Source organism: Nonomuraea sp. NPDC047529 (assembly GCF_040642995.1).
Classification (GTDB): Bacteria; Actinomycetota; Actinomycetes; order Streptosporangiales; family Streptosporangiaceae; genus Nonomuraea.
The window spans coordinates 75787-102299 of record NZ_JBEYTJ010000015.1 but is presented as its reverse complement, the minus strand read 5'-3'; the positions used below and the strand labels follow the sequence as shown (position 1 = coordinate 102299).

Sequence of the window (26513 nt, the reverse complement as noted above, 5' to 3'; positions counted from 1 at the left end):
ACGGTGAAGTGGCGCCCGCGAGCGCCTCCGCCGTGCCGCTCAGGCCGAGTAGGCGCGCTCCTCCTTGTCGGCAAGCCAGAAGAAGATCGGCGGCAGAACGAGTTCGATGACCGCCAGTACGAGCTGGAACCCGTGCGGCCGGCCGGACACGGCGAGCGAGAGCAGCCGGCCCACGCCGCCCAGCAGGAAGACGGCGGCCAGCCACCGCACCACCGTCGCCGGGATCGGGCGCTGCCGCGCCGCCCACACCCATGCCAGCCCGTAGCCGACGAAGGCGGCCCCCATGAACCGGCCCCAGCTGTCGATCGTCGGCCCCGCGGAAGCGGCGCCGGGGATCGCCGCGTTGCCGAGCGCCACGTGGAGCAGGCCGATCAGCGCGCAGGCCCACCCCATCAACTGAGCGAGCGTACGGAGCGCCTTGACCATGATTTCTCCCGCCTTAGTTGACATGTGTCTACTACGGTGCCCGCGCTAGTAGACGTGTGTCAACTAGGCTTGGTCCATGCCTCCACGCCAGCGACTCACCCCTGACGGGCGCCACGCCCAGCTCCTCGCCGTCGGCGCCCGGCTCTTCGCCGCTCACCCCTACGCCGACGTGCTGATGGAAGAGGTCGCCGAGCAGGCCGGCGTGTCACGAGCTCTGCTCTACCGGCACTTCCCGAGCAAGCAGGCCCTCTTCGCCGCCGTGTACCAGCAGGCCGCGGACCAGTTGCTCGCCGAGACGCGGCTCGACCCCGCCCACTCACTGCGGGAGCAGCTCGCGCAGGGCATGGACGTCCATCTCGACTACTTCGTGGCCAACCGCAACGCCGTCCTCGCCGCGAACCGGGTCCTCGCGGGCGATCCGGTGATCCAGACGATCATGTCGAACGAGCTGGACGCACTCCGGGCGAGGCTGCTGGCGGTCCTTCCGCTCGCGGGCGACGACGTTCGCGAGGCCGTCTCCGGGGTTCTGAAGAGCTGGCTGGTCTTCGTCCAGGTCCTGTGCGTCGACTGGCTCACCCGCGAGACCTGCACGCGCGATCAGCTACGCGACATCTGCGTCGGCGCGGCCCTTGGCGCCCTCGAACCACTGCTCGCCGAGAACCCGACGAGCCGCTGAGAGACACGTCGCGGACGTCGCTCCCCCGGCCGCCGGCGCCGGCCAAGGGCATCCGGTCCGCGGCCGGCAGGGGCGCTAAGATGATCTCGATGTCGCTCGGCACCGACGCATGGGCCGACTTCGCGCCGCACGAAGAGGAAGCCGCCGCGGTGGACCATGCCGTAGGTAAGCGCGCACTCCTGCTCGCCGGCTCGGGCAACGGAGAATCGACGGGCTCCCTGGCCACCGACGCCGACAACGTCGCGTCGTCCCCGGCCGCCTTTCCCGGAGCAACCGGCGTGGCCGCGACGGGGCCGGACGGGGAGGCGGGCGGACTTCTCCCAGGTGCGCTCGTACATCACGATCGCCGCTCCGGGCGTCGACATCTACAGCGCCTCGAACACGGGCGGGCACAAGCCGGTGGACGCCCCGGTCACCCATCCCTCGTTCTGCCCCGTTCTTCTGGCGGCGGGCGGCGCCGGGGCCGTCTTCGGACCCGCTTGCTGGGCCGGCGTGTTCTCCCTGTTCCGGCGCCCGGCCTCCTGCCACACACAACGAGCTCCCGGCTCGTGATCCGATTACGAAAGAAGAGATGAAACTTTCCCTTTTGTCCCTCGCCGGTATGGGCGCCGTTCTGCTCGGCGTCGCGGCGACGGCCGTCATCCCCGCCTCCTCCGCCGCCGCCGCCGCCGAGGAGACCCTGCGTACCGTGGCGGCGGCCCGAAACCTGCGCATCGGGACGGCCGTCAACGACCGCGCCCTGGAGACCGACAACGGCTACCGCGACAAGCTCAAGTACGAGTTCAACAGCGTGACCCCCGAGAACGCCATGAAATGGGTGAACGTGGAGCCCGAATCCGGCGTGCACACTTGGGCCAAGGCGGACGCCGTCGTCTCCTTCGCCCAGGAGAACAAGCAGATGGTCCGCGGTCACACCCTCGTCTGGCACGGCGGTCTCCCCACGTGGGTCAGCGACGGCTCACTCAGTGACCAGCAACTGCGCGCCGCGCTCCAACAGCACATCGAGACCACCGTCAAGCGTTACGCCGGCCGGGTCGCCGTGTGGGACGTCGTCAACGAGGTCCTCGCCGAGGACGGCACCCTCAGGCAATCCATCTGGCTCAAGCGCCTGGGCCCCGGCTACATCGCCGACGCCTTCCGCTGGGCCCACGCCGCCGACCCCGCGGCCAAGCTCTACATCAACGACTTCAACGCCGAGTGGAGCAACCGCAAGCGGGACGGCCTCTACAACCTCGTACACGACCTGCGGGCCCAGGGCGTGCCGATCGACGGCGTCGGCTTCCAGACCCACGCCATGATCGCCGACCCGATGCCCGCCACGCTGCCGCTGACGCAGCTCAAGAGCACTCTGAAGTTGTTCGCCGAGCTGGGCGTCGACGTGGCCGTCACCGAGCTGGACGTCCGGCTCAAGCTGCCGGTGGACGCGGACAAGCTGGCCGCCCAGGGCGAGGTCTACCGCCGGGCCGCCGAGGCGTGCCTCGCCGTCGCCCGCTGCGTGTCCCTGACCATGTGGGGCCTCACCGACAAGTACTCGTGGGTGCCGTCCGGGGTTCCCGGCTGGGGTGCGGCCCACCCTCTGGACGAGAAGCTGGCCAAGAAGCCCGCCTATCTCCAGCTACGCTCCGGGCTGACGGAACGGGACTTCACCTCGACCGCCGTCGCCAGCCACTCCGAGAAGTGCCTGTCCTTCTCCGGCACGCAGGTCGTCCAGGCGGCGTGCGGGACCGACCAGCGGCTGCTGTTCCGCCGCGTGGCGACGAAGACCTACCAGATCTCCGACCCGTCCGGAGACAAGTGCCTCAAGGTGGGGATCCCGAGGGCGGGGATCCAGGACACCCTGACCCGCGGCTCGTGCGCGCCCTTGCTCACCGACTACCAGTTCGAGCTGCGTCCGTCGGGGGACGGGCAGCAGATCGTGTCCCTCAGCAACTCCAGATGCGTCGCCGTCAAGGACCGGAGCACCGCCACGGGAGCCGTCCTCGAACTGGTGCCGTGCTCGGGCACCCCGGTCTGGCAGCTGACCGACATGCCGGGACACCCGTAGTCCGGAAGGGCCCGGTTCTCGGCGCCCTCCGCGACGCGACGCATTGGGACGGGGTCGTCACGCGGCTCGGTTGCGAACAGACAAGGCCGATCGATCTGGGCTGACATCCAGTCGATCGGCCTTTCGCAGCCGTCGGGACGACAGGGCCTGCGCCCTCTTGACCCCCTGAACATGGAGGTAGTCGTTTTCGCACGTCGAACGCACTCTTGCACTGAGCACGCCATTCGTCGGCCAGCCGTTCTCCAGTCCGTACGCCGAACTTGAGCGCCTGGACCATCGCCGGCCGGGTGAGGTGTCACCCTGCCCAACGCGGCCAACGGCACGGCGGCGACATACTGCGTCACAACGTCGAGCGCGACCTCCGAGACACCGCGCCATAGTGGAGGGCAGGGCAGAGGAACGCCGGGACAGCGGCCGACAGCAAGGCGTCCATCGAAGTCGGGCCGGTTCACAGTGAACCGATGCTCAGGGTGAGCAGACCGGAGACGCCGGCAAGCCCTTGCTCGGTGAGACAGGCCTGAGGCTTCGTGCTGAACATGGGGAACGTGCCGGTCCACCGCGTTCCCTTGAACTCGCCGTCGACCACCACACCCTTGATCAGAACGAGGCTTTCCGCGCCGTTGAGTGAGACGGCGGAAGTGGAGGACAGCGTGCTGGTGTTGCCGTTGTTCCACGTGATCCTCCGGCTGCCCGCCCTCGTGCCAGAGGTGCAGGAGAACGTCCCTGTGGCGGAGAAGGTGGACGTGGCCCGGGAAATGGTGGGATCACTGCTGGAGACGCACTCGATCAGGGGGGGCCGTCCCGCTGACCGTGACCTCCCGGGGCTGATCGGTGAGGCCGGGGGTGTAGGTCACCGTCTGGGAACCGGTGCACTTGGTCAACCCGATCGCGGCGCGTGCGCCGGTCGCGACCGGGACGAGCATGGCGACGAGCAGCGCAAGGCCGCCGATCGCCATCCCGGCGAACCGAGGCCCGCGTGAGGTGGACACGAGCGGCGGAACGCCCTTGAGGATTGACATGCCCTCTCCTGCCTACGACGCAGTCGCTTGCCCCGAACCTGAGAATCCGCAGGCCCACTACTTACCGTTACCATACACAAACATCAAGTCAACTTTCCGGCCCAGCACAGCTTGGGCCGGAGTGGGAGTGACGGTGCGGCGAAGGGCCTGGGGTCGGCGGACGATCTCGTCGGCTCTGCGGCTTTCGAGAGGCAGGTCAGACAGTGGTCACACGCAGAACATTCCTCGGCACCGCCACCGCAGCCGGCGCCACGACGCTGCTCGGCGGCAACGTACTCCCCGCCGCACGTACCGGCACATCCCCGTCGCACGCGGCCGGACAACGACCGGCCCGCGACGCGATCCGTGCGGTCAACGCCGACACGCGGCGGAACTACGCCGCGCTGAAAGCCGACCTCGTCAACCAGCTGAGCCCGGTCATCGTCGTCCAGAACGACCATCGGGGCGGTCTGTACAGCCTCGTCTCGAACGGGCAGGCACTGGAGTCGCTGCACCCGGTCGACGAGATCTTCGAGCTGGCGAAGTCGATCGCCCACCTCCCGCTGGGCATCTTCACAGTCATCGCCCCATACCTGCCCAAGCAGGTCCCGGCTTTCCAGAACTCCAGAATCGATCCGCACGACCTGGACATGGTCGCGTTCAAGGGGCCGGGGGACGGCTGGGTCGAGCCACTCAAGGACGCCTCCGCCACGATAGCCACGGCCCGACGGCAACTCGACGAGGCGAGACTCCCACTCGACCTTCAGCAGTCGTGCGCAAACATCCTCGACAGATCACGCGAGTTCATCGCGGACACCGCACGAAGCCGCTCCTTCGACATGAAGTCCTTCGAGGACTACTCGGGCAGCGTGTACCCGAACATCCGCACCAACATGCACTGGGCGTGCAAAGTGCAGATCGAAGGCGTCGCGGACATCATGACCCGCTGGCGCCGACAACTCGGCGATGACGCCTGGAAATGCCTGTACGTCGTCGTCTTCACGATCTGGACCACATCCTCCCGGAACCAGAACTCCGTCATCATCAAGAAGTTCATGGACCCGGCACAGGCCGACACCCACCTGATCGACCTATCCACGGCCGAGATCCCCTCCAAGCCGATCCCCGTCGCCCTGGACAACGTCGCCCGGATCGTGCAGGACAACATCGCCGCAGAGATGATCTTCTGCACCGACACGAAACTCGCGAACGCTCTCAAGGGCCCGGACGAACTTCTGTCCGACGACATCCTGCGACTGCTCGGCCGCGCGCCCGACGCGAAGGATCAGGCATGCTGATGCCCTTGAAAGCCCTGGCCTCTGCGCGGGGCCGACTGGATTCAGCACCTCATCGAGCCGACACGCCCGTTCGGCCCCGACACCACGTCGACGGCCTCGCCCGATGAATGATCAGCGAACGCAGGGCCGAGCAAACCCGCCGGCACGCCGTCGCTGCGCTGCGGGCAGGTCGGCGCGCTTCAACGCGGCTGGCTGGTGGGGTGTGCCCGCTGGATGGCCGCCAGGCTGGCCAGGAGCTTGGGCCGCCCTTCGGAGGTGCTGCCCGGTTCGGCGGTGTAGACGGTGAGGCCGTACACCGTCCGGCTGGACACGGGCAGGTCGAGAGACTGGTAGGTCAGCTCCAGGTCGCCGATCTGCGGATGCCACGGCCCACTGGCGGCGGAACTCGGTGCTGAGCGTGGACAGCTCACCGACGAGGTCCGCAGGGCGCGGTCGTGCGGCTCGCGTCCGGCCTCGGCGCGCATGGATACACGACGAGGCGTTGTCGGCACCAGCCGGTTGCGTGCTCGGCGTCGTGGCGGTGAAGCGCTCGCCGGGGGCGCTCGTCTTCGCCGTTCCGGTCAGCCTGCCGCCCGCTCGGCCGACCCGATGTCTCCCCTCAGGTCAGGGGTTTCCAGAAGTCGCAGCGGTGCTCGCGGGCGAGGTTCACCTCGCCGATCCCGTTCTGGCCGGTGGCGAGCGACAGCACCTGGCCTCCGGGCGCGTCGTAGGGCGGCCAGCCGGTCGCCCCGTCGCCGTTGGGGTCGCCGGAGTGGGCGAAGCGGGTCCAGTAGCCGATCATCTCGTCGGAGAGCCGCCGCTGCTCCGGTGACAGGTCATGGCCGGCGTACGCGCGCGAGAACAGGTACTGGAGTTCCCCGGCGTGGTAGGCGCCTGTCGGATAGCTCTGTGGGGCGGCGTCCTTGAACCACGGCGCCGTCCGGTCGGAGAATTCGTAGGCGAGGGTGGGCACGTACCGGCCCAGCAGGTCGTTCATCTCGACCGCGGGGCAGGCCCAGGCCCAGTCGGTGAGCGTGCCGGCCATCGCCCAGCTCGTCGAGCCCTTGTAGTCGCTCAGTGGGTAGCGGCGGATCACCTTCGCGGTCTGCTTGCCGTCCAGGCCCAGGAACGTGCCGAGCACCGCGGGGTAGTCCTTGGGGGCGATCGGGCCGCCCGCCTCGGCGTCGAAGCCGACCTGGAAGGTGACGTGCTCATCCCGGGTGATGCCGTGCATGACCGGCACCTTCGCGAACTCGCCGGACCTGAGCTGGCGTACCGGATCCCGGGGAAGCACTCCGGCGCCGTAGGCCGGCGCGAGCCCGCGCGGACCGACGGCCTTCAGCAGGACGGACACGGGCTTGGAACGCAGGCAGGCAGCCGCCGTGCGAAGGTCGGCGCAGCCGGCCGCGGTGGCGATCTCGATGGCCTGCCTCTCCGCCTGCGCCCGCGGCTTGGGACGCCAGGTCTCCGCGTCCGGTCCGGCCGTGCTCGGGGCCCACGGCCAGCGCAGGGTGCACGGCCCGCTCTGCATGATGACGCGCTGGAACAGCCCCCGCGACCCCGGGGCGGTCAGGTGGACGCAGCTCGACATCCCGCCGGCGGACTCTCCGAAGAGCGTGACGTTGTGCGGATCGCCGCCGAACGCCGCCGCGTTCGTCCGCACCCAGCGCAGCACCGCCTGCTGGTCCTCGATCCCGAAGTTGCCGGACCCGTGCCGGGCCGGGCCGCCGTTCAGCGCGGGGTGCGCCAGGAATCCGAGTGCGTTGAGACGGTAGTTGAAGGTCACCACCATGACGTCGCCCTTGGCGGCCAGCCGTTCGGCGCCGTAGATCGCTCCGGAGCCGCCCAGGAAGCCGCCGCCGTGGATCCACACCATGACGGGCAGCTTCCCGGTGGTGCGCCTCGGCGTGGTGACGTTGAGGTACAGGCAGTCCTCGGCGGTGCTCGGCTTGTCGCCGATGAAGTCCATGACCTGGGCGCACGCGGGGCCGGGACGGGTCGCGGCACGCACCCCCCTCCACCCGGCGGCGGGTCGCGGCGATCCCCATCTCAGCGGCCCCACGGGCGGCGCCGCGTACGGGATGCCCTGGAAGAGCCGGTATTCGTCGCGTAACGCGCCGCGGACGAGGCCCGTCTCGGTGTGGACCACCGCCGGATCATCACCGGCCCGGCGGCCCGCGGCCGTCGCCGGTGAGGCTGCGGCGAGCGCGGTGACCAGGCAGGCGAGCACGGTCATGGGCGTCCGGAGGACGTTTCTCATGGGATTCCTCAATGTGGGTGAGACGGGAGAGTCCTGGCTCAGGAGACCGGAGACCCGATCACTTAAACGGGGTCGCGCCGCATGGCGTACGACCTGAAAGTCTCCGGTTTCTTGGAGCGGCGGCGCAGCCTTGCGCGCCGCTGCTCGGCGCATGCGTTTCCGGCCTATTGCGCAGGTGCCACGACCGCGGCCGTTCCGGTGCCGGGGGCCGCGGGGGCGGTACGGCGAGCGCCGCGGAGCAGGCTGACGCTGACGGCGAGGGTCCACAGACTCCAGAGGGCGCCCATGCTGGCGGTGGTGCCCCAGCCTTGCGCGCTGTAGAAGTCGGCGGCGTCGTCGCCGAAGTACACGGCGGGCAGGAAGGCGAGGTTGACCGCAGCGAGGACGTAGGCGGAGCGTGCCACCCAGCGCGGGAGCAGACCGAGCCGGGATACCGCGATCCCCAGGGCGATCAGGAAGAGGCCCATGAGGAGCCTGGAGACGGCGCCCTGCATGAGGTATTGGGCGCCGGCGAAGGGTCCTTCCATGGTGGTGTCGATGTCGTGGTCCACCGTGATCGCCGCGCCCACCTCCATGGACTGCGGGACGAACACCATGGCCACCCACAGCAGGCCGGCGTTCTGGACGATGCCGGCGACCCAGTCGTAGGCCGGGTCGACGTGGCGGATGAGCTGGCGGAGCCCGACGAAGTAGACGATGTAGACGGTGCAGCCGGTGATGCCGAGCAGGCTGCGGGTCAGGACGTCCCAGTCCGGCGGGGTCTCGTAGATGAAGTACAGCGGGACCTGGATGATGATCAGGAGGCTGGCGGCCAGGCCGGACAGGCCGGCGTACCTGCGGATGGCGGTCTCGGACACGATGGGTGCCCTCCTTACGAGAGTCGCGACAAATAAAACTGGGATCTCGTTAATTGCTCCTCAACGTAGCCGTGCCGCCTCGCTAATACAACCCCGGTTTTCTTAGCTGCCCATTTCGGCGTTTAAAGGGGACTGAGGTTGCGTTAAACTGGCGTCCAGGCAGGATGGCAATCAGGCGAGCAGAGGAGCCATGTCTTGTCCGAGGACCGCCCGGCACCGGGGACGATGCGACCACGCGGGCGTACCGAACGGGTGCGCGCCGCCGTCCTGGCCGCCACCCGTGCCGAGCTGGAGGCCCATGGGTACGCGGAGCTGAGCATGGAACGCGTGGCCGAGCTCGCGGGCGTCGCCAAGAGCACGGTGTACCGGCGATGGCGCGACCCGGTGGGCCTGCTGGTCGAGCTCATCACCGACCTGACCAGCTCCGAGGTGCCGCTCCTGGACACCGGGTCGATCGAGGTGGACCTGCGCGGGCTCGCGGTGGGCATCCACCGCTTCTACAGCGACCCGGTCTGGCGCCCGGCGATGCTCGGACTGATCACGGCGGCAGCGCTGGACCCGAGGGCGGCGCAGGCGTTGCACGACTTTTTCCGGACCCGCAACGACATGGCCGCCGAGTCGGTGCGGCACGCGATCGAACGCGGCGACCTCCCGCCCGACACCGACCCGGTCCAGGTGATCCGATCGGTCGGCGCGCCGTTCTACTACCGGATGCTCGTCAGCCATGAACCCATCGACGAGACCGTCGCCGAACAGGCCGCCGCGGCCGCTATCGCCGCCGCGAAGGCGGGAGCGTATCCCGTCCGGCCGGATCAGAAGGGTTGAGAAGAGGAGTCGGCACCTCGCTTGCCTCGTCCGCTCCCCCGGTGCGGCGTTCCGATCTCAGCCGACGGCCCAGCCGGCCCAGCCACCGCCAGGGCTGCTGCGCCTCGGCAGGACCGTCCGGTTCCCGCGTGCCGTAGCCGCCGTAGTAGCCCCCATCGGGTGAGACAGGCGGAAGAGTCATGGCAGGTCCTTCCTCAGGAAGGTGGTGCGCGGAAAGCGCCGGTCCGGTGTGAAGGCGGCCGGCGCGGTGCTGCGGGCCGTCGCGGGGGCCGGCCCGCAGCAGAGGGGAAGACAGTCGCTCGCCCCCGTTCCAGGCCCGAGCTGGTGCAAACTCACCAGATCCCCGTGACCGTACCTCAGGTCCGAGACCTTTCACAGGGGCCGCGGGCGGCGAGGACGGCTACTCGTCGCCCGTTTCCGCGCTCAACCCCGCAGTTGCTCGTCCAGGGCCGACCGCAGCCGCGCGACCTGTTCCGGTGTGGCACGTGGGGCGACCACGGAGGCCAGCTCGGACAGCGGCAGGCGCAACCCGCGAGCGGCCAGGGCCGCCGGATCGCCGATCACGCCATGGGCGGTCATCACCGGTGTCAGGCGCTCCCACAACCGAGCGTCGTCGACGGCGTCCGCGATCACTTCCGGCGACGCCGGCGGCGGCAGCTCGGCCTTCCACTGATGATCGCCAGGTCCGGTCAGGAACGGTTCCCGCCCCGGCAGGTGCACGATCGCCTCGGTCCCCGGCGGGACCCGCGCTTCGAGGACGAGGGTGCCGTCGCTGATCCGCCACGCCACCCCCGCCTCGCCGAACGGAGTCTCCAGGTCGGCCTCTGCCCAGGTCAGCCCATGTCCCGGCAGCGGGCGGACCTCGATCCGCCGGTAGCCGGGGGCGGCGGGCGCGAGGCCGGCCACCCGCCGGTGCAGCCAGTCGGCGACCGCGCCCAGCGCATAGTGGTTGAACGAGGTCATCTGGCCGGGGTTGATCGAGCCGTCGGGCAGCATGCTGTCCCAGCGTTCCCAGATCGTCGTCGCCCCCATCGTCACCGGGTAGAGCCACGACGGGCAGGAGCGCTCCAGGAGCAATCGGAACGCCAGGTGCGGGTATCCCGCCTCGGTGAGCGCGTCCGTGATCAGCGGCGTGCCGACGAATCCGGTCGCCACCCGGAAGCCGTTGGCCCGCACCAGGTCGGCCAGCCTCGATCCGGCCGCTTCCCGCTGCTCCGGCGTCGGCAGCAGGTCCCACTGAAGGGCCATCGCATAGGCCGTGGGAGTGTCGCTGACCATCAGCCCGCGCTCTGTGACGTAGGCGGAGGCGAACGCCCGCCTCACCTCCGCCGCCAGGTCCCGGTAGCGTCGCGCGTCCTCGCTCAGGCCGAGCACGGCGGCGGTCCTGGCCAGCAGGTCGGTGCTGCGGATGTAGTGCGCGGTGGCGACCAGGTCCTTGTCCGTACGGGAGTCACCGGGCGCGTCCGGCGGGGCGGCCGGGTCCAGCCAGTCGCCGAACTGGAACCGGCCGGCCCACAGGCCGTCCTCCCCCGCGAAGGCGTACAGCCGTTCCACCCACGCCCGCATGCTCGGATACTGCTCGCGCAGCACCTCGGCGTCGCCGTAACGCTCGTAGAGAGTCCACGGCACGATCGTGGCCGCATCTCCCCATGCGGCGGCGGCGGGAAGGATGTTGTGGTGGATGTTCGGCACCACGAACGGCACGCAGCCGTCCTCGAACTGCTCCGCCGCCAGATCCCGCAACCACGAGGACAGGAAGGACGAGCAGTCGGCCAGGAAGGCGGCCGCGGGGGCGAAGACCTGGATGTCGCCCGTCCAGCCGAGCCGCTCGTCCCGCTGGGGGCAGTCGGTCGGCACGTCGAGGAAGTTGCCGCGCATGCTGCGCACCACGTTGTCGTGGAGCTGTTGCACATCGGGGTCCGAGCAGCGGAAATGCCCTGTGGGACGCAGGTCGGAGCTGAGAACGACCGCTTCGACCGACTCGATCTCCTCAGGAGCCACGCCACGCAGCCCCGCGTACCTGAAGCCGTGGAAGGTCAGCGACGGCTCCAGCACCTCGGTCCGCCCACCGGCCAGCACATAGCGGTCGGTGGCTTGGGCACTGCGCAGAGGGCGGATGCCCAGTTCACCGTCCTCCAGCACTTCGGCGTGCCGGACGACGACCTCCTGCCCGGCACGCCCGCGCACGCGCAGCCGTACCCAGCCCACCAGGTTCTCCCCGAAGTCCACCAGCAGCTCCCCCGACGGGGCCGCGTACCGCATGTCGCCCGGCACTGCGGCGACCGGCCGGACGGGCGGAGAGTCGCCGGGAAAGAGCTGGTCGAGCGGCTCGTCGAGCACCTCCACCGGTTCGCCCGCGCCGCGCCCGATCCGCAGGTCGGTGGTCTGTCCGTCGTAGAGGTCGTCGGCGAGGACGCCCGTGGTGTGCGCCTGCCAGCTCTCGTCGGTCACCACCAGGTGCGTGCTTCCGTCGGCGCACTCGATCTCCAGTTGCGCCAGCAGCGCGAGCCGGTCGCCGTACAGGGCTCGCTCGCCGCGCCAGTAGAGCCTGCCGCGGTACCAGCCGTTGCCGAGCAGCGCGGTGACCTCGTTCTCGCCCGGCCTGAGCAGGGCGGTCACGTCGTGGGTGCGGTAACGCAGCCGCCGGCCGTAACTGGTCCAGCCGGGCGCCAGTTCCTCGTCGGTGACGCGCTCGCCGTTGATCCGCGTCACGTGCAGCCCGAGCGCGGTGACGTGCAGGCGGGCGCGGGTCACCGCCGCGGGCAGCTGCACGGTACGGCTCAGCAGCGGTGCGGCGGTGAGCACCCCGCCGAGGGTCCGCGGCGAGACGAAGCGCGCGCTCCAGTCCCCGGCGCCGAAGAGCGGCGTCTCGAAGGCCAGCGGCCGGCTCCAGGCGCCCCAGCGGCCTCGGCTGCCGACGCTGACGCGCAGCGTTCCGGTGGCGCGGGAGTCCAGTGGGGCGAACGGCCATCGCACTCCGAGCTGTTCGGCGCCCTCCGCCGTGTGGACGACGGGCTGCCCGCCGGCGAGGGTGAGCTCGATGCGATAGGCGTCGAACGGCTCCGTGGTCCGCCAGGACAGACGCGGTCGCGGCGCCGGCATGCCGTGCAGCCGCAGGTCGACGCTCACCGGACCGCCACGGGGTCGGCGGTGGCCTGCATGCGGCGGCGCAACGGGAAGATCCACGTCCAGGCGATCAAAGCGGCGATGAGCACGGCGGCGAGCAGCACCACCATCAACGCCTGGGGGCTGGCGTCGGCGATCGCGGGGGTGACCAGCGCGAAGCCCGCCGCCACGAAGCGGGTGAAGGCTATGGCGACGCCTTGCGCGGTGCCTCTGATCAGGGTGGGGAAGAACTCCTGCGACCACACCTTGAAGATGACCTCGCCGGCGAAGCTCGCGCCGATCGTGATGGCGAACTTCAGGATGATCAGCGTCACCGTGTTCAGCCCCACGACCAGCGGGATCGCCGCTCCGATCGCCATGATCGCGACACCGATCGTGTAGAGCAGCATCCGGGCGGGCCCGTCCACGTACTTCATGAAGAGCAGGATGGTGAGGAATCCGAGCGGATAGGCCAGCATCCCCACGAGGGTGGCCGTCGACACCTGCGCCCCGGCCACTTCGGTGAACAGGAACGTCTGGAACTGGCCGAACGTGTTGGCGACCAGGTTGCCGACGGCGTAGAAGAGGCCGAGCCCGACGACGGCACCGAGGAGCGGCCTGGACGTCAGCACGCGCCAGGAGTCGCCGCGCACGCCCTCGGCCGGGCCGGCCTGCTGCCGGTCGCGCTCGCGTACCCACTCCTCCGACTCCCCCAGCCTCCGGCGTAGCACGAGCACCACCAAGGCCACGACGATCACGTGCAGGTAGATGATCCGCGCGCCGATCGTTCCGCTCCCCGAGACCAGGAACGCGATGAGGTAGGCAGCGAATCCGCCACAACTCCAGAGCACCTGCGAAAAGGCGACAAGCCTGGCACGCCGGCCTTCCGGCGCCTCCTCGGCCACCAGCGCCAAGGAGGTCGGAATGTCGGCGCCCATCGCCAGACCGGTGACGGCCACACCGACGAAGATCATCCACGGCTGGACGGCGAAGGCGAGCAGCAGGAGACCGGCGACGAAGACGACCAGGTCGTACGTGAACACCCTGCGCCTGCCCAGCAGGTCCCCGAGCCGTCCGCCGAACACGGCTCCAAGGGCCAGGCCCAGCGTCAGGACGGACGACGCCGTGCCGATCATCCACGGGCTCAGCCCGAGCTGCTGCTTGTACAGAACCAGCGCGGTGCCGGTCCCCACGATGGTGGCCGCGTCCATGTAGGAGGCCATGCCGCCGAGCGCGGCCGTCCTCCAGGCACGCCTGGCCGTCGTCTGTGTCATCTGCGTCGATACCTCGTGTAGGGGGTTCCACGGCCCGCACGCCGCCGGTCCGCGTTGTGTGAAGCGACTATTGTGGATCGATCTACATTTTTCAAGAGGGAAGTTCCGGACCGCTATGTTGCTGCCATGAGTTCCTCGCGCCCCACGATCTCCGACGTCGCCGCCGCGGCAGGAGTGTCACGGGCTGCCGTGTCGAAAGTCCTGCGCGACGCCTATGGCGTGAGCCCGCGCATGCGCGAACGCGTCGAGCGGGCCATCGCCGAGCTCGGTTACCGCCCCCGGGAGGCCGCCCGCGCCATGCGCACCGCCACCCGCACCATCGGGGTGGCCGTCCCCTTGCTGCGTGGCCAGTTCTTCGCCGACATCCTCGACGGCGTCTACGACGAGCTCGACACCGGCCCCTACCGGATGCTCGTCTCGCCCTTCGACCACGAGACCAGCGAGCGCAACCCCGGCATGGAGTCGCTGTGGGACCGCGAGGTGGAAGCGGTCATCGTCGTCTCGCCGAAGGTGCGCGCCTCCTGGCTCGACTCCTTCGCCCAGCGGCTGCCGACGGTGGTGGTGGCCAGGCACGACGCGAGCGACCATTACGACCGCGTCGTCAACGACGACCGAGCGGGCGCGGCCCTGGCCGTCGAGCACCTGGCGGCGCTGGGTCACCGGCGGATCACTCACCTCTCGCACAACGTCTCAGGGCCCGGCACGCTGAGCCCGCATGCCGTACGCGAGGCCGGCTACCGCGAAGCGATGCAACGGCTGGGGCTCGACGCGTCCCTGTCGGTGGTGACGTGCGGCGGCAGCGAGGCCGAGACCTACCGGGCCACGGCGGCGCTGCTCGACCGGGGGGATCCGCCGACCGCGCTGTTCGTCGGGTCCGACCAGGGGGCCTTCGGGAGCCTGCGGGCGCTGTCGGAGCGTGGGCTGCGCGTGCCCGATGACGTCTCCGTCGTGGGCTACGACGACACCCAGTTCGCCTCGCACCCGCGCTTCTCGCTCACCACCGTCGCCCAGTACGGCACCGCCATGGGCCGCGTCGCGGCCGGCCTGGCACTGGAGCGGATCAAGGTGCGCACGGAGGCACGGGAGTGGGTGTCACAGCCGGCGTTGATCGAGCGTGAGTCCACCGGACCCGTACGCCTTGCCTGACGCCACCGGCCGACTGATCGCCCAGCAGGTCGGCTGAGGAGCGCCCTGCGCCAGGCGCGTCGGGCGCTGCCCGGCGGATCGGCCCGACGGCTCCGTCGCGCCCGGCTGGGGTGGAGCGTCGGGAACGCCGGAACGCAGCGGGGTCTCGGCTTCGGCCGGGCCCAGGCGGGCGGCCAGACCGTCCCCCATCCGGGCGGCGTACAGGCTGCCCAGCAGGGCGATGCCGAGCGATCCGCCGACGGTGCGCGCCAGGGTGAGAGTGCCGTTGGCGGCGCCCATGTCGCAGGGATCGGCCCGAAGATACCGGGACGGGTCATGGCGGTTCAGGCGGCGTAAGGGCGGGCGGTCCTGGCCTCGCGCAGCGAGTGCGCCCACCAGGCGAGACGGTCCAGCATGACCTTGGCCGCGGCGTCGGCGGCCGGGTCGACGGCCTTGCCGTCGCCGTCGAACTGCGCCCAGGGGTGCTGCAGGCCGACGCTGTCGCGGATGGTGACGGCGTGCAGTTCGGCCAGGACGAGCCGCAGTTGCTCCACGGCGCGCAGCCCGGCGGAGAAGGCGCCGTAGGAGACGAACGCGACGGGCTTGGCGTGCCACTCGGTGTTGTGCCAGTCGATGGCGTTCTTCAGCGCCGCCGGGAAGCTGTGGTTGTACTCGGGCGTCACGATGACGAAGGCGTCGGCCGCCGCCATCCGCGGTGACACGGCCGCCAGCAGGTCCTTGGCCTCCTGCGTGGCGGGCGGCTGCCCGAGTACGGGGTAGACGGTCGGCAGCGGGGTCTCGACCAGGTCGATCAGGTCGGCGTTCATGTCCTCCCGCTGGGCCAGGTGGTCCATGATCCAGCCGGCTACGGCGGGGCCGAAGCGGCCGTCACGGGTGCTGCCGAGAAGGACGGCGATGTTGAGCATGTCGTTCCCCAATGTGTACAACGTATTCGCGAGAGACAATGTACGCATCACTGTGTACGCTGTCCACTTCTGATACGTTGTATCTGTCGCGACGGGAAGGGAGGCCCTGACTGTGGCCACGGATGAGAACGTGTCGCTGTGGGAACGGCTGGCGCGGCCCGCCCCCACGCCCCGCCAGGTGCTGTCGCCGCAGCGCATCGCCACGGCCGCCGTCGCGATCGCCGACGCCGAGGGTCTGGAGGCGGTCACCATGCGCCGTCTCGCGGCCGAGCTGAGCGTCGCCCCCATGGCGCCTTACCGCCACGTGTCCGGCAAGGACGACTTGCTGGAGCTGATGGTCGATCACGTCTACGCCGACCTGAGCCTGCCCGACGGCCTCGGCTGGCGCGAGAACCTGCGAACGCTTGCCGTGCGCACGCGCCGGCTGATGCTCGACCACCGATGGCTCGCCCAGTTGCCCCCGCAGGCCAAGCTCTCCCTCACACCTCGCCGGATGGCCGTGGCCGAGAAGGCCCTGGCGGCCCTCGACGGCCTGGGGCTCGACGCCGACGCGATGATGAGCGCCTTCCGTACCGTGGACGCCTATGTGCACGGCTCCATGAACTACGAGAGTGCCGTCAGCACCCTGATCGCCGAACAGAACCTGTCCGACGGGGACGAACTGCGCGACACCCTCGCCCCGTTGATGATGTGGCACATGCGAACCGGCCGTTATCCCACTTTTCAGCGGTACCTGCACACGGCCGCCCGCAAGGACGACACCCAATGGCAGTTCGAATCCGGCCTCGACTGCGTCCTCGACGGCATCGCCGCCCGCCTGGGCCTGTAAGGGACGCGGCCACCGCACGGGACGCATCGGCGCAAGTCCCCGGCGGTGCCACCGATCGCACCGCGATCATGTAGGCGTTCCCGCTCCTCCGAGCCGCGCCGGCCGGTGACGAACCGATTTCCCGTTCCGGCTTGACCCTGCCCCTAGGGCAAGGCTCCACGATGTTCCGCATGAACAACGCACTGCGCACCGTCGAAGCCCGGATCCGCGAGCAGGCCGCCACCTCCTGCGAGTCCGGCGGCATCCCCGGATTCGTCGCCGGCGTCCACCACGCCGGCGAGCAGATCGTCGTCGCCCACGGCACCGCGAACCGTGCCACCGGCGCACCCATGCGCGAAGACACCGGTTTCCTCTTCGGCTCCGTCACCAAGGTCCTGACCACCACGCTGGTCATGCGGCAGGTCGACCGCGGACTGCTGGACCTTGACACCCCGGTGGTGACGTACCTTCCCGAATTCGCCCTGTCCGCGCCGGGCGCCGCGGACAAGATCCTGGTCCGGCACCTGCTCTCCCACACCAACGGCATCGACGCGGACCTGTTCTTCCCCGACGCCCGGGGCCGCGACGCCTTGAAGACCTACCTCACCGGCCTCGCGAGCGACTGCGGCACCCTGTTCGAGCCCGGCGAGCAGCTCAGCTACTCCAACGGGGGCATGATCGTCGCAGGCCGCCTGCTGGAAGTGGTGACCGGCACGCCCTTCCCCGACCTGCTCGCACGCGAGATCTACGCCCCGGTCGGCATGAAGGACTCCAGCACCTCCGCCGAGCAGGCCATCCTGCGCAGCACGGCGGTCGGCCACTTCCTGGACCCCGAGACCATGACGGCCGAGCCCACGACCATGTTCACGCTGCCCGACACCTGGGGACCGGCCGGCGGCACGCCGATCGGCACCGTCGCCGACCTGCTCGCCTTCGGACGCACCCACCTCGCGGGCGGGGTGTCGCCTTCCGGCACACGTGTGCTGTCGGCCGAGTCGACCGCCCTCATGCGGCAGGTCTCGTACGACATGGCGTCCCCGAACACTCCGCCGATGGGCCTGGGCTGGGTGCTGTACCCGTTCGGCGACACCACCGTCCTGGCCATGTCCGGCGCGTCGCCCGGCGGCGTGTCCATCTTGTGTGTCCTGCCCGAGCACGACCTGGTCTTCACGGCCTTCGGCAACAGCCCGGGGGCGATCATGCTGCAGGACCGGATCCTGCATTGGCTGCTGAGCGAGCATCTCGGCGTCCGGATCCCGGCTCTGGTCACCGGATCGGAGGACGTCGACCTCACCCCGTACGTGGGCACCTACCGCTCCGACCAGCTCCGCATCGAGGTCAGCATCGTCGACGGCCAGCTTGAGGAACGGACGACCTACGAACCGGCGGACGAAACGCAGGAGCGGATCTTCACCGAGTTCGCCGGCGGCACGACCTCCGCCCCGCCGCAGCGCTACGTGCCCATCCGGCCGGGCCTCTTCGCGCCCGCCGGCTACCCGTGGGAGACGTTCGACGGGTACCTGCGACTGCTGCTCGTCTCCTACCACGACGTCCGCGACGGCCAGGCGCGCTTCCGCAACGGCGGCGGCCGCCTGACCCGCCGGGTCTGACCCCTCCCCGCCTGGGTGGAAGGATGTCCAGCATGCTCACGATCGGCCAGCTCGCGGAGTACGCCGGGGTGACCACAAAAGCCATCCGTCACTACCACGAACGCGGTTTGCTCGCCGAGCCCGACCGCGACTCCTCCGGTTACCGGCGCTACACCGCCGACGACGCCGTCGACCTCGTCAAGATCAGGACCCTGGCCCGTGCGGGCGTGCCACTGGCCCGCGTCAAGGACCTTCTCGACGCCGACCCGGACGCGCTCGCGGCAGCCATCGCCGAGATCGACCACAACCTCGAAGACCGCATCGCGCAGCTGCTGCGAACCCGCGATCAACTGGCCCAGCTGCGCGGCGGCGACCGGCTCTTCGTCTCCCAGGAAGTCGCCGACTACCTGGACGGTCTGCGTCAACTCGGTGTGAGCGAGCGCCAGATACACCTGGAGCGCGGCGGCTGGATCCTCATGCAGACCGCCTCCCCCGAGGACGCCTCCTTGTGGGTCGCCGAGAAGCGCGAGCTCATGGCTGATCCCGAGTTCCGCGCCCTCTACCTCGAACACGACGCCGCCTACGACTGGACCGAGGACGATCCCCGCCTTCCCGCGCTCGCGGACCGGACCCGGAAGTGGTTCACCAACCACCACGGCTGCTCCGAGACCCGTCGCGTCCCCAACCCCGCCATCGCTCGGCTGGCCGCGCGATCCCAGCCTGGAGCCTCATCCCCCGCTTGGGACCGCCTGACCCTGCTCATGAACGGCTAGCCTCGATTCGCGTGCTGGTCAGAGCTGTTGACCGGGTCAGGCGCCTGTGCCCGCCCTCGCGAGTGTGAGGGCGGCGGGCAGCCGGGGTGGCGGTCGAGCAGGTCGGCGAAGGCCGCCGCCGCGTTGTCGGCGCGCGCCGGGTCCGCGGCGACCATACGGTCGAGCGCCAGGCCGTCGAGTGTGGCGAGGATGAGGTCGGCGAGCGGCTCCGCCTCGCCCGCCGCGACCCCCAGGGCGAGGAGGCCGCCCCGCAACGGCTCGCGCCACGGCCCGCGCAGTTGTTCGACGGCGGCCCTCCAGCGTTCGGGTTCCTTGGTGGCGAGGACGGAAAGGTCAAGATAGAGCCGGGTGGTCTGCGTGCCGCTCGGGTGCGCGAGGCTGGACCACAGATGCCTGACGAGGTCGGCGACGCTGCGCACCGCCTCGCCAGGAGGTTCGGCCGCCGCGGCCAGCCGCTGCTGCGCGAGCGCGAGGGCGGCGCCGACGAGCCGTTCCTTGCTGCCGAAGTGGTAGATCAGCATGCGGTCGCTGGTGTTCAGGGCGGCGGCCAGCGGACGCAGCGACAACCCGATGAGACCGTGTTCGAGCACGTAGTCCAGCACTTGCTCGGCCAGCTCGGCACGACGATCCATGGCTCGACCGTAGCAGCCTCCCCCGCATATGTAGCGCATGCTACATTCATAGGCATGTAGCGACTGCTACATGCGAAGGGGGCGGCGATGATGGGGAACAGGATGGCGCCCGTGCTCGCACCGCTGATGTGGGGTGCGGTCGCGGGGGTGAGCACGCCGCGCGGGCCGCTGACCCCGGCAGCGGCGCTGACCAGCATCGGGCTCAGCCTGGTCGTGGGCGGGGTCGCCGGATACCTCGCCAGGTCGCGATGGGCGATGATCGCGGCGCCGGCGGTGTTCGCCATGGTCTTCGAGATCGTCCGGACCGGCGCGGAAGGGCCGAGCGTCGACGCGCCGCAGGGCGGGCTGTTCGGAGTGCTCGCGTTCCTCGCCGGGCGGGGCGTGCACGGGCTGCTCGCGTTGCTTCCGATGCTCGTCGGCGCCGCCTGCGGAGCCGGCCTTGCCCGATCAGGACAGGAAACCGGCCTTGCCCGATCAGGACAGGGAGCCGGCCTTGCCCGATCAGGCTCGGTAGCGGGCCGCGTCCGGCGCCTGCTCGGCCGGACGCTGATCGGCGTGCTCGCGATGATCGTCGCCCTGCTGGCGATCGGCGTCGCGCTGCCCGCGAGCACCGCCCCGATCACCGGTGAGCGGGCCGTCGCCGAGCTGACGGCCATCCCGAGCGGCTCCCACCGGCTCGGGCTGATGATCCGCGGCCGGGACACGGCCAAGCCGGTCCTGTTGTTCGTCCCCGGCGCGCCCGGCGCGGCCGAACGCGGAGCGGTGCGCAGGCACCTGTCCGCACTGGAGGACCACGTCGTCGTCGCCACCCTCGACCGACGCGGCGGCGGCAGCTCCTACCCGACGCTCGAACCCACCGCCACGCTGACCCCGGCGAGCGAGACCGGCGACATCCTCGCCGCCGCGAACTACCTCAGAACCCGATTCGGCAAGGACCGCATCTACCTCCTGGCACACTCCGGGGGCACCCTGCCCGCGGTGCTCGCCGTGCAACGGCGGCCCGAGCTGTTCCACGCCTACGTCGGCGTCGGTCAAGCAGTGAACACCGGCGCCGCCGACCGCGTCCAGTACGCCGACACCCTCGCCTGGGCGCGCGGCCACCGGGACCGCGACCTCGCCGCCGCGCTGGAAGCCGTCGGCCCCCCGCCCTATGCCGGCATGTACGGCTACGAGCCGATGCTGCTCGCCGAGAGCAAGGTCTACGCGACCGGGAACGGCCAGGGCGGCCTCGACGAGAGCCTGGCGGCGCCCGAATACTCCTTGCTGGACAAAGTGCACCTCGTCACCGGCTTCCTCGACGCCTACGATCGCTACTACCCGCGGGCCCGCGACCTCGACCTGCGGGCCCGTGTCCCGCGGCTCGCCGTCCCCGCCTACTTCATCGACGGCGCCGACGAGGTCCCGGCACGCAGCCGGCTGCTGGACGACTGGTACGCCACCCTCCTGGCGCCCCACAAGGAACGCGCCGTCCTGCCCGGCGCCGGGCACCGGTCGCTGTTCGAGCAGCCGGACAGGTTCACCGACCTCCTCGTCGGACGCGTCCTGGCCACAGGCGTCAGAACCTGAGCACTGCGGCGGAGACCTTTCGGCAGCAGGAGAAACAGGTCACTTACGGTTCCGGTGGACGATCTCCCTGTCGCCCTTGCCCGGATACGCCATGATCAGCAGCCGCTGCCCGCTCTGCGCCTCGCCCTTCCAGGGGAACCAGGCGTAGTGCACGCGGATGCGGTAGTGCCCCTTGCGCCCGTCGAGAGCGAGGTTGGGCAGCTCGGTGCCGCTGAGGTTGTCGAAGAGCACGATCTGGCCGCCCGGGCTGTAGTAGCCGACCTCGACCACCTTGTCCCAGCCCTTGGTCTCGACGGGCGGCCGGCGGGTGTAGGTCTCCAGGGTGACGCAGAGGTCGAAGTCGGAGTGGGTCATGACGGCCAGGATGCCGCGCGCGGAGGAGACCAGCCCGTTGCCGGGGTCCAAGTCCGGCTCGGTCTCCTCCTCGCCTTCCCCCTCGTACGTCTGCAGCACCCCGTAGTCGGTCCACTGCGGCTCCTTCATCCGGATGGCCCGGACCGGCCTGGTGCGCGGGCGGTGGCGCGGCGTGGCGTCGCACATGGCTTGGGAGTCGGCCCGCATCGCCGCGATCTCCTGGTCCTGCTTGGCCTTCGCGGCCTGGACGATGGTGGTGGCGCTGGGACAGATGCCGGCCAGAGGATAGGTGAGGGAATCGCGGTCGACCTTCAACCGGGCCAGCTCCCGTGGGTCGTCGCGGGTGTGGACGCCGCACAGGTGGCGCCCGTAGGCGAGCACGACCTGGTCGGGCGTGGTGTCGGGGAACGCGTGCAGGCTCCGTGCGCCGCGGTCGCCGCGCAGGGAGCACACGAACTTCTGCTCGGCCGTCAGCTCGCGCGGCTCGGCCTGGCCCGTGTCGATCTCCCACGGCTCGGGCAGTTCGCAGTCCGTGACGGGGCCGCGGGCCATGTCCGCCGCGGGCAGCAGGCACAGGGCCACGGCCGAGGCGAGCCCCGCCAGGAGGACGTGGTGGCGGACGCGGTGATCGGGCGGGGCGCCGTACAGAAGGAGCAGGATGAGGCCGGAGGCGGTGAGCGCGAGGGCGTACCAGAGGGGGGAGATGCCGGGAGACAGGAGCTCGGTGCCGTCGTAGGGGACGACGGCGCCCCGCTCGACGTAGAGGCTTTCCGGGTAGAGCCACAGCTCCCCGAAGAAGGTGGAGTGCTCCGAAGTGAACGCGCTCACGGCGCCGATCCCGCCCAGCAGGAACAGGCTCAGCGTCGTGGCGCGCAATAACGTGAGCCTCCGCCGCCGCACGGCCACCAGGATCAGCACCGCCGGCGCGCCGACGCCGACGAGGAGGTCGAGCACGAACCAGTACGCGGTGGCCTCCGAGCCGGTGTAGTCGCGTACCGCGTCGCCCAGCACGTTCTTCGGTCCGAGCCAGAACGGCACCCCCCGCGCGAGGTTGACGGCCGCGGGGACCAGCGGGAGCACGATCGCCAGGGTCGGCAGCGGCCACCACCTGACGCGCACCCGCACGGGCTGCGTCCGGGGCGCGGGAGGCTGGAGCGTGCCCAGGTCGTGTGCGGACCTCGCCCACCAGACCAGCGAGAAGACCGAAACCGCGCCCAGGAGCGAGGGCATCAGCAGCTTCCACGCCACCTCGTCCGCGCCACCGAACGCCACGATCGAGACCGAGCCGGACGAGAGGAGGGAGAAGAGGACCGCGATCACGCCGACCCGTACCGTCGCGCCGCTCCAGCGCGGATCCCGCGCCTGCGCCACCAGCAGCGACGCCAGCCACACCGACCACAGGACGTCCAGCGCCCACGTCCAGTTCTGCATGGCGAAGCGGTAGTCGCCCGTCTGGTACGCGATGGTGGTGACGGCGTCATGCATCACGCTGAGCGTGCCGGTCACGAGCATGAGCACCTGCGGCCATCGGCGACCGCTCCCCCGCAGCACGCGGAAGAACAGCCATATCACCACGAGCTCGATCACATCGGCGACCAGCGACATCCACCACAGGTAGGGGATCGGCAGCTGCCAGGTCAGGACGTACACGACCATGGCGTAGAGAGCGACCCGCAGCAGTCGCGCCTCCCGGCCGTGCAGCGCCGGTTCCCCGCGCAACCGCCCGCGCAGCACCTCCTGGTACGCCCACGCCTGCACCGCCGCGATCGGCACCAGCAGGGCGGGCAGCCACGGCCACGCCCGGATCTCGTCCGCCGAGTGTCCGCCCGGGTCCGCGACGACTCTCCACAGAGGGACGAGGTCGCCGGTGACCAGTCCGACGACGGCGAGGACGATCACGACGGCCAGGTAGAGGGCCGCGAATCCGGCGGCGAGCCGGCCGAAACGATGGCGGCGCATGAGGCACTCCGGGACGGGGTGAGGAGGAAAGCGCCCAACCTACTGATCCCCGCCCAAGTGGATCAAGCACCTCATCCATGCCAGGATTGCGAGAGTGGAGATGACCGATGTCACGCGCGCGATCTCGGCTGCGATCGCGGTCGCCGACTCGCTCGACCTGCCGGCCGACGACGCGATCGTTGTCCACAACTCGAACAAGCTGGCACTTCGGCTGACGCCATGCGACGTCTTCGCCCGGGTCGCCCCGGTGGGCCAGGAGGTCGCACAGTTCGAGGTCCAGCTCGCTCAGCGGCTCGCCGAGGCCGGATGCCCGGTGTGCCCCCTGGAGCCTCGTGCGGACCCGCGTGTGTACACGCGCGATGGCTTCGCCGTGACACTGTGGACCTACTACGAGCCCGTGACACCTCACACCTCACCGGTCGACTACGCCACGGCGCTGGAGCAGCTGCACGCCGGCATGCGCAAGGTCGATGTGCCGAGCCCGAGGTTCACGGACCGGATCACGGAGGCGGAGGAGATCGTCGCCGACCCGGATCGCTCGCCGGAGCTCGCCGACGCGGACCGCGGGTTCCTCAGCGGCAGGCTGGCAGGCCTGCGCCGGGCGATCGACGACCGCGGCGCCGTGGAGCAGCTGCTCCACGGCGAGCCACATCCGGGCAATGTGCTCAGCACGAAGAACGGCCCTTTGTTCATCGACCTTGAGACGTGCTGCCGCGGCCCCGTCGAGTTCGATCTCGCCCATGTTCCCGAGGCGGTCTGCGAGCACTACCCGAGCCTTGACCAAGGGCTTCTGGACGAGTGCCGGCAGCTCGTCATCGCGATGGTCGCCGCGTGGCGTTGGGAACTCGGCGACCAGTTTCCGAACGGGAGGCGATTCGGGGAGGAGTTGCTGCGCCTGCTGCGCGAGGGTCCTCCGTGGCCGACACTCGACACAGTGGCCAGGCGACTGGACGGTCAGGGCGACGCGCCGGCGCTCCGAGATTCTCTGCACGGTGCAGCCTGAGGCCGGTCGGCCGGCTCCGGCCCGAGACCGGAGGTCGCACCGGTGGCCAGGATCGTCCTCATGCCTTCAGCTTCCCTCCGCCGTCGACGGTGAGGACTGTCCCCGTGGTGAAGGCGTTGCCGACCACGAACGCGATCGCGGAGGCGATGTCAGCCGGCTCGGCCACGCGGTTGAGTGGTGAGGCGGCGGCGAAGCCCTTCATGGCCTCGGCCCTGACCGCCTCGTCCAGCCAGCTCCACCACTCGGTGTCCACCACCCCCGGCGAGACCGCGTTCACCCTGACCGGCGCCAGTTCCACGGCCAGGCCGGGGACGATGGCCTCGATCGCACCGTTGATCGCGGCCAGCCCGCTGGACCCGGGGAAGGCCGCGCCCGCCGAGGCGGCGGCGATGAAGGTGATCGAGCCGCGCTCCGACAATGCCGTCGCCGCCGCCTTCGCGGTCAGGAAGTGCGGGATCAGCTTGTCTTCAACGGCCTGGCGCAGCGCGTCCGCGGTGATCGCGGAGAGCGGCCCGGCGGCCTGGCCGCGCCCGCTGACATTGATCACCACGTTGTCAACCGGGCCGATCCGGTCGAAGAAGTCGCGTGTGGCCTGCTCGTCTCTGGCGTCCACGACGTAACCCGTGCCATCGGTCTCCTTGGCCGCCTGCTCCACCCGTTCGGGAGTGCGCCCGGTGACGATCACTTCATGGCCCTGCTCGCTCAGCAGCTTCGCGGTGGCCAGGCCCACGCCGGTGGTTCCGCCAATGATCACAGTACGCATTGTTCAGACCTTCTTTCGAGTCACCTTGCCTCGAAATCATAAATCGAGACATTGTGTCTTGTAAAGTGGGGGCCATGGCAGGCAGACCGAGAAGCGAGGCGTCCAGGCGCGCGATCCTGCGCGCGGCCCTGGATCTGTGTGAGCGCGACGGGTATCAGAACGTCACGCTGAAGGGCATCGCGCAGGCCGCGGGCACCGGCAGACAGACCGTCTACCGCTGGTGGCCGACCAAGGCGGAGGTGATGCTTGAAGCGCTGACCGCGTTCGTCGAGGCGCCCACAGGCAGCGAGGACCTGCGCACGTTCCTCCTGGAGACCTTCCGGCTGAGCGGCGGCGCGATGGGCGGCGTGGTCGTGGGCCTGATGGCCGACGCGCAGAGCGACGAGGCGTTCGCCGTGCACATGCGCGGGTTCATAGACTCCCGCCGGCAGGCGCTGCGTGCCGTGCTCGTCAGGACGCTGTCGGCGGACGTGGATCTGGAGCTGGCGGTCGACATGGTGTTCGGCGCGATGTGGTACCGGTTGATGAACCGCCACGCGCCTGTCGACGAGTCACTCGCCGATGAGGTCACCACGATGCTTGCCCGGCTGTCGTCGTAGCGCACGTCCGACGTCCGACTCGGGCGTTCCCGAAGAAGGGCGGCCTCGGGGCGTGCCCTGTTCGCTCAGGACGCCCGAGGCGCGTCTCTCGTGGTCAGGAGCCGTCCGCCAGGGCTCCGATCGCGGCCACGGTGTGGCCGCCCGCGGCCTTGCACGTCCACAGCGCCGCCCCACCCGCCCGCTCCGGATGCAACCCGAAGGAGTGCGCCGGGCAGGTCGGCCAGATCTCGCCCTCCTGCTCGGCGATCACCCCCTGCGCGAGATCGGCGATCAGCACGAGGGTGGCGACCGGCTCGTACGCTTCGTCCTCACGCAGCCCGTCGCTGGAGTACTGCCCCTTGTACTCGACGCGCAGGTGGCCCAGGTCGTCCCACTCCGGGGAGTCGAAACCGAGCCGCCCGGGGACACCGGTCGCCTCCATGTCGCGTCGAACGGCGAGCACCGCGCCGTCCAGCACCTTGTTGGTGGTCATATCCCCCATCCTTCCGCACTTCCACCTCTGTTGAGGGCGGACGGCTACTTTTCGGGTTCGGCTTGACAATGTTCCGAAATGGCCATCTACAAAACTCACACATTTGCTCTGAATTTCAGAGCAGCGATCCCCATAAAAGTCAACAACACTTTTCGTTTGGCCTCTCCCCGTAATGCGTGATATCAAAATTGGCGTCAATCCC

The 26513-nt window shown here is 70.0% G+C and carries 26 protein-coding genes; 12 read left to right on the top strand and 14 right to left on the bottom strand.

Annotated features, from left to right (window positions below; all coding sequences use genetic code 11):
• Positions 1 to 39 precede the first annotated feature (39 nt).
• Positions 40 to 426 (bottom strand): DUF4345 domain-containing protein, encoded by a 387-nt coding sequence (locus ABZ815_RS24270; protein ID WP_357701496.1) that lies wholly within the window; start codon positions 424 to 426, stop codon positions 40 to 42.
• Between the two features lie 76 nt (positions 427 to 502).
• Between ABZ815_RS24270 and ABZ815_RS24265 the strand changes: the two genes are divergently transcribed.
• From ABZ815_RS24265 to ABZ815_RS24255, 3 genes are all read left to right on the top strand, one after another.
• Entirely contained in the window at positions 503 to 1102 is a 600-nt protein-coding gene (locus ABZ815_RS24265; RefSeq protein ID WP_357701494.1) for a helix-turn-helix domain-containing protein, read from the top strand.
• A 324-nt stretch (positions 1103 to 1426) separates the two neighbouring features.
• On the top strand, positions 1427 to 1654 hold the full coding sequence (locus ABZ815_RS24260; RefSeq protein WP_357701492.1) for a hypothetical protein: 228 nt from the start codon (positions 1427 to 1429) through the stop codon (positions 1652 to 1654).
• A 19-nt stretch (positions 1655 to 1673) separates the two neighbouring features.
• Positions 1674 to 3146, top strand: a complete 1473-nt coding sequence (locus ABZ815_RS24255; RefSeq protein ID WP_357701490.1) for an endo-1,4-beta-xylanase — start codon at positions 1674 to 1676, stop codon at positions 3144 to 3146.
• A gap of 448 nt (positions 3147 to 3594) precedes the next feature.
• Here the strand turns inward: ABZ815_RS24255 and ABZ815_RS24250 are convergent, their stop codons facing one another.
• A complete protein-coding gene (locus ABZ815_RS24250) occupies positions 3595 to 3735 on the bottom strand; it encodes a hypothetical protein (protein WP_357701488.1) in 141 nt (46 codons plus the stop codon).
• Between the two features lie 175 nt (positions 3736 to 3910).
• Entirely contained in the window at positions 3911 to 4165 is a 255-nt protein-coding gene (locus tag ABZ815_RS24245; RefSeq protein WP_357701486.1) for a hypothetical protein, read from the bottom strand.
• Between the two features lie 203 nt (positions 4166 to 4368).
• Between ABZ815_RS24245 and ABZ815_RS24240 the strand changes: the two genes are divergently transcribed.
• The gene (locus tag ABZ815_RS24240; RefSeq protein ID WP_357701484.1) at positions 4369 to 5442 is read left to right on the top strand and encodes a twin-arginine translocation signal domain-containing protein; all 1074 of its coding nucleotides are present in this window, start codon (positions 4369 to 4371) and stop codon (positions 5440 to 5442) included.
• Positions 5443 to 5621: 179 nt separating this feature from the next.
• Here ABZ815_RS24240 and ABZ815_RS24235 read toward each other — a convergent pair whose 3' ends face one another.
• The 3 genes from ABZ815_RS24235 to ABZ815_RS24225 form a co-directional block, all read right to left on the bottom strand.
• The gene (locus tag ABZ815_RS24235) at positions 5622 to 5906 is read right to left on the bottom strand and encodes a hypothetical protein (protein ID WP_357701482.1); all 285 of its coding nucleotides are present in this window, start codon (positions 5904 to 5906) and stop codon (positions 5622 to 5624) included.
• A gap of 134 nt (positions 5907 to 6040) precedes the next feature.
• A complete protein-coding gene (locus tag ABZ815_RS24230; RefSeq protein ID WP_357701480.1) occupies positions 6041 to 7681 on the bottom strand; it encodes a carboxylesterase family protein in 1641 nt (546 codons plus the stop codon).
• Positions 7682 to 7845: 164 nt separating this feature from the next.
• Positions 7846 to 8538, bottom strand: coding sequence for a hypothetical protein (locus tag ABZ815_RS24225; protein ID WP_357701478.1), 693 nt, complete (start codon positions 8536 to 8538; stop codon positions 7846 to 7848).
• Between the two features lie 195 nt (positions 8539 to 8733).
• On the opposite strand from ABZ815_RS24225, the gene ABZ815_RS24220 reads away from it, so the two are divergent.
• Entirely contained in the window at positions 8734 to 9363 is a 630-nt protein-coding gene (locus ABZ815_RS24220) for a TetR/AcrR family transcriptional regulator (protein ID WP_357701476.1), read from the top strand.
• A gap of 423 nt (positions 9364 to 9786) precedes the next feature.
• Here the strand turns inward: ABZ815_RS24220 and ABZ815_RS24215 are convergent, their stop codons facing one another.
• Together ABZ815_RS24215 and ABZ815_RS24210 are read right to left on the bottom strand one after the other, a co-directional pair.
• Positions 9787 to 12492, bottom strand: coding sequence for a family 78 glycoside hydrolase catalytic domain (locus tag ABZ815_RS24215; protein WP_357701474.1), 2706 nt, complete (start codon positions 12490 to 12492; stop codon positions 9787 to 9789).
• A complete protein-coding gene (locus ABZ815_RS24210) occupies positions 12489 to 13742 on the bottom strand; it encodes an MFS transporter (RefSeq protein ID WP_357701472.1) in 1254 nt (417 codons plus the stop codon). Before ABZ815_RS24210 ends, ABZ815_RS24215 begins: the two co-directional genes overlap by 4 nt.
• A gap of 126 nt (positions 13743 to 13868) precedes the next feature.
• On the opposite strand from ABZ815_RS24210, the gene ABZ815_RS24205 reads away from it, so the two are divergent.
• A complete protein-coding gene (locus ABZ815_RS24205) occupies positions 13869 to 14888 on the top strand; it encodes a LacI family DNA-binding transcriptional regulator (RefSeq protein WP_357701470.1) in 1020 nt (339 codons plus the stop codon).
• Here ABZ815_RS24205 and ABZ815_RS24200 read toward each other — a convergent pair.
• Both ABZ815_RS24200 and ABZ815_RS24195 read right to left on the bottom strand, forming a co-directional pair.
• Complete coding sequence (locus ABZ815_RS24200; RefSeq protein WP_357701468.1) at positions 14835 to 15167, bottom strand: hypothetical protein; 333 nt, start codon at positions 15165 to 15167, stop codon at positions 14835 to 14837. The two genes, ABZ815_RS24205 and ABZ815_RS24200, sit on opposite strands and share 54 nt — an antisense overlap.
• A gap of 44 nt (positions 15168 to 15211) precedes the next feature.
• The gene (locus ABZ815_RS24195) at positions 15212 to 15805 is read right to left on the bottom strand and encodes an NAD(P)H-dependent oxidoreductase (RefSeq protein WP_357701466.1); all 594 of its coding nucleotides are present in this window, start codon (positions 15803 to 15805) and stop codon (positions 15212 to 15214) included.
• A 100-nt stretch (positions 15806 to 15905) separates the two neighbouring features.
• On the opposite strand from ABZ815_RS24195, the gene ABZ815_RS24190 reads away from it, so the two are divergent.
• The 3 genes from ABZ815_RS24190 (at position 15906) to ABZ815_RS24180 (ending at position 18963) form a co-directional block, all read left to right on the top strand.
• The gene (locus ABZ815_RS24190) at positions 15906 to 16622 is read left to right on the top strand and encodes a TetR/AcrR family transcriptional regulator C-terminal domain-containing protein (RefSeq protein WP_357701464.1); all 717 of its coding nucleotides are present in this window, start codon (positions 15906 to 15908) and stop codon (positions 16620 to 16622) included.
• Between the two features lie 170 nt (positions 16623 to 16792).
• On the top strand, positions 16793 to 18211 hold the full coding sequence (locus ABZ815_RS24185; RefSeq protein ID WP_357701462.1) for a serine hydrolase domain-containing protein: 1419 nt from the start codon (positions 16793 to 16795) through the stop codon (positions 18209 to 18211).
• 32 nt (positions 18212 to 18243) lie between these two features.
• Positions 18244 to 18963: a MerR family transcriptional regulator gene (locus ABZ815_RS24180; protein ID WP_357701461.1), complete on the top strand. Its 720-nt coding sequence runs from the start codon at positions 18244 to 18246 to the stop codon at positions 18961 to 18963.
• Here the strand turns inward: ABZ815_RS24180 and ABZ815_RS24175 are convergent.
• On the bottom strand, positions 18960 to 19595 hold the full coding sequence (locus tag ABZ815_RS24175; protein ID WP_357701459.1) for a TetR/AcrR family transcriptional regulator: 636 nt from the start codon (positions 19593 to 19595) through the stop codon (positions 18960 to 18962). The genes ABZ815_RS24180 and ABZ815_RS24175 overlap by 4 nt on opposite strands.
• Before the next feature lie 111 nt (positions 19596 to 19706).
• On the opposite strand from ABZ815_RS24175, the gene ABZ815_RS24170 reads away from it, so the two are divergent.
• Positions 19707 to 21161, top strand: a complete 1455-nt coding sequence (locus tag ABZ815_RS24170) for an alpha/beta hydrolase (protein WP_357701457.1) — start codon at positions 19707 to 19709, stop codon at positions 21159 to 21161.
• A 39-nt stretch (positions 21162 to 21200) separates the two neighbouring features.
• Here ABZ815_RS24170 and ABZ815_RS24165 read toward each other — a convergent pair whose 3' ends face one another.
• Positions 21201 to 23474, bottom strand: coding sequence for a hypothetical protein (locus ABZ815_RS24165; RefSeq protein WP_357701455.1), 2274 nt, complete (start codon positions 23472 to 23474; stop codon positions 21201 to 21203).
• Positions 23475 to 23574: 100 nt separating this feature from the next.
• On the opposite strand from ABZ815_RS24165, the gene ABZ815_RS24160 reads away from it, so the two are divergent.
• Positions 23575 to 24477 carry an aminoglycoside phosphotransferase family protein gene (locus ABZ815_RS24160; RefSeq protein ID WP_357701649.1) on the top strand — a complete coding sequence of 301 codons (903 nt, stop codon included), beginning with the start codon at positions 23575 to 23577 and terminating at the stop codon, positions 24475 to 24477.
• A gap of 58 nt (positions 24478 to 24535) precedes the next feature.
• Here ABZ815_RS24160 and ABZ815_RS24155 read toward each other — a convergent pair whose 3' ends face one another.
• On the bottom strand, positions 24536 to 25231 hold the full coding sequence (locus tag ABZ815_RS24155) for an SDR family oxidoreductase (protein ID WP_357701453.1): 696 nt from the start codon (positions 25229 to 25231) through the stop codon (positions 24536 to 24538).
• Positions 25232 to 25314: 83 nt separating this feature from the next.
• Here ABZ815_RS24155 and ABZ815_RS24150 point away from each other — a divergent pair, with 83 nt between their 5' ends.
• Entirely contained in the window at positions 25315 to 25839 is a 525-nt protein-coding gene (locus ABZ815_RS24150) for a TetR/AcrR family transcriptional regulator (protein WP_357701451.1), read from the top strand.
• Between the two features lie 94 nt (positions 25840 to 25933).
• On the opposite strand, the gene ABZ815_RS24145 is transcribed toward ABZ815_RS24150, so the two are convergent.
• A complete protein-coding gene (locus ABZ815_RS24145) occupies positions 25934 to 26311 on the bottom strand; it encodes a hypothetical protein (RefSeq protein WP_357701450.1) in 378 nt (125 codons plus the stop codon).
• Between the last annotated feature and the right edge of the window lie 202 nt (positions 26312 to 26513).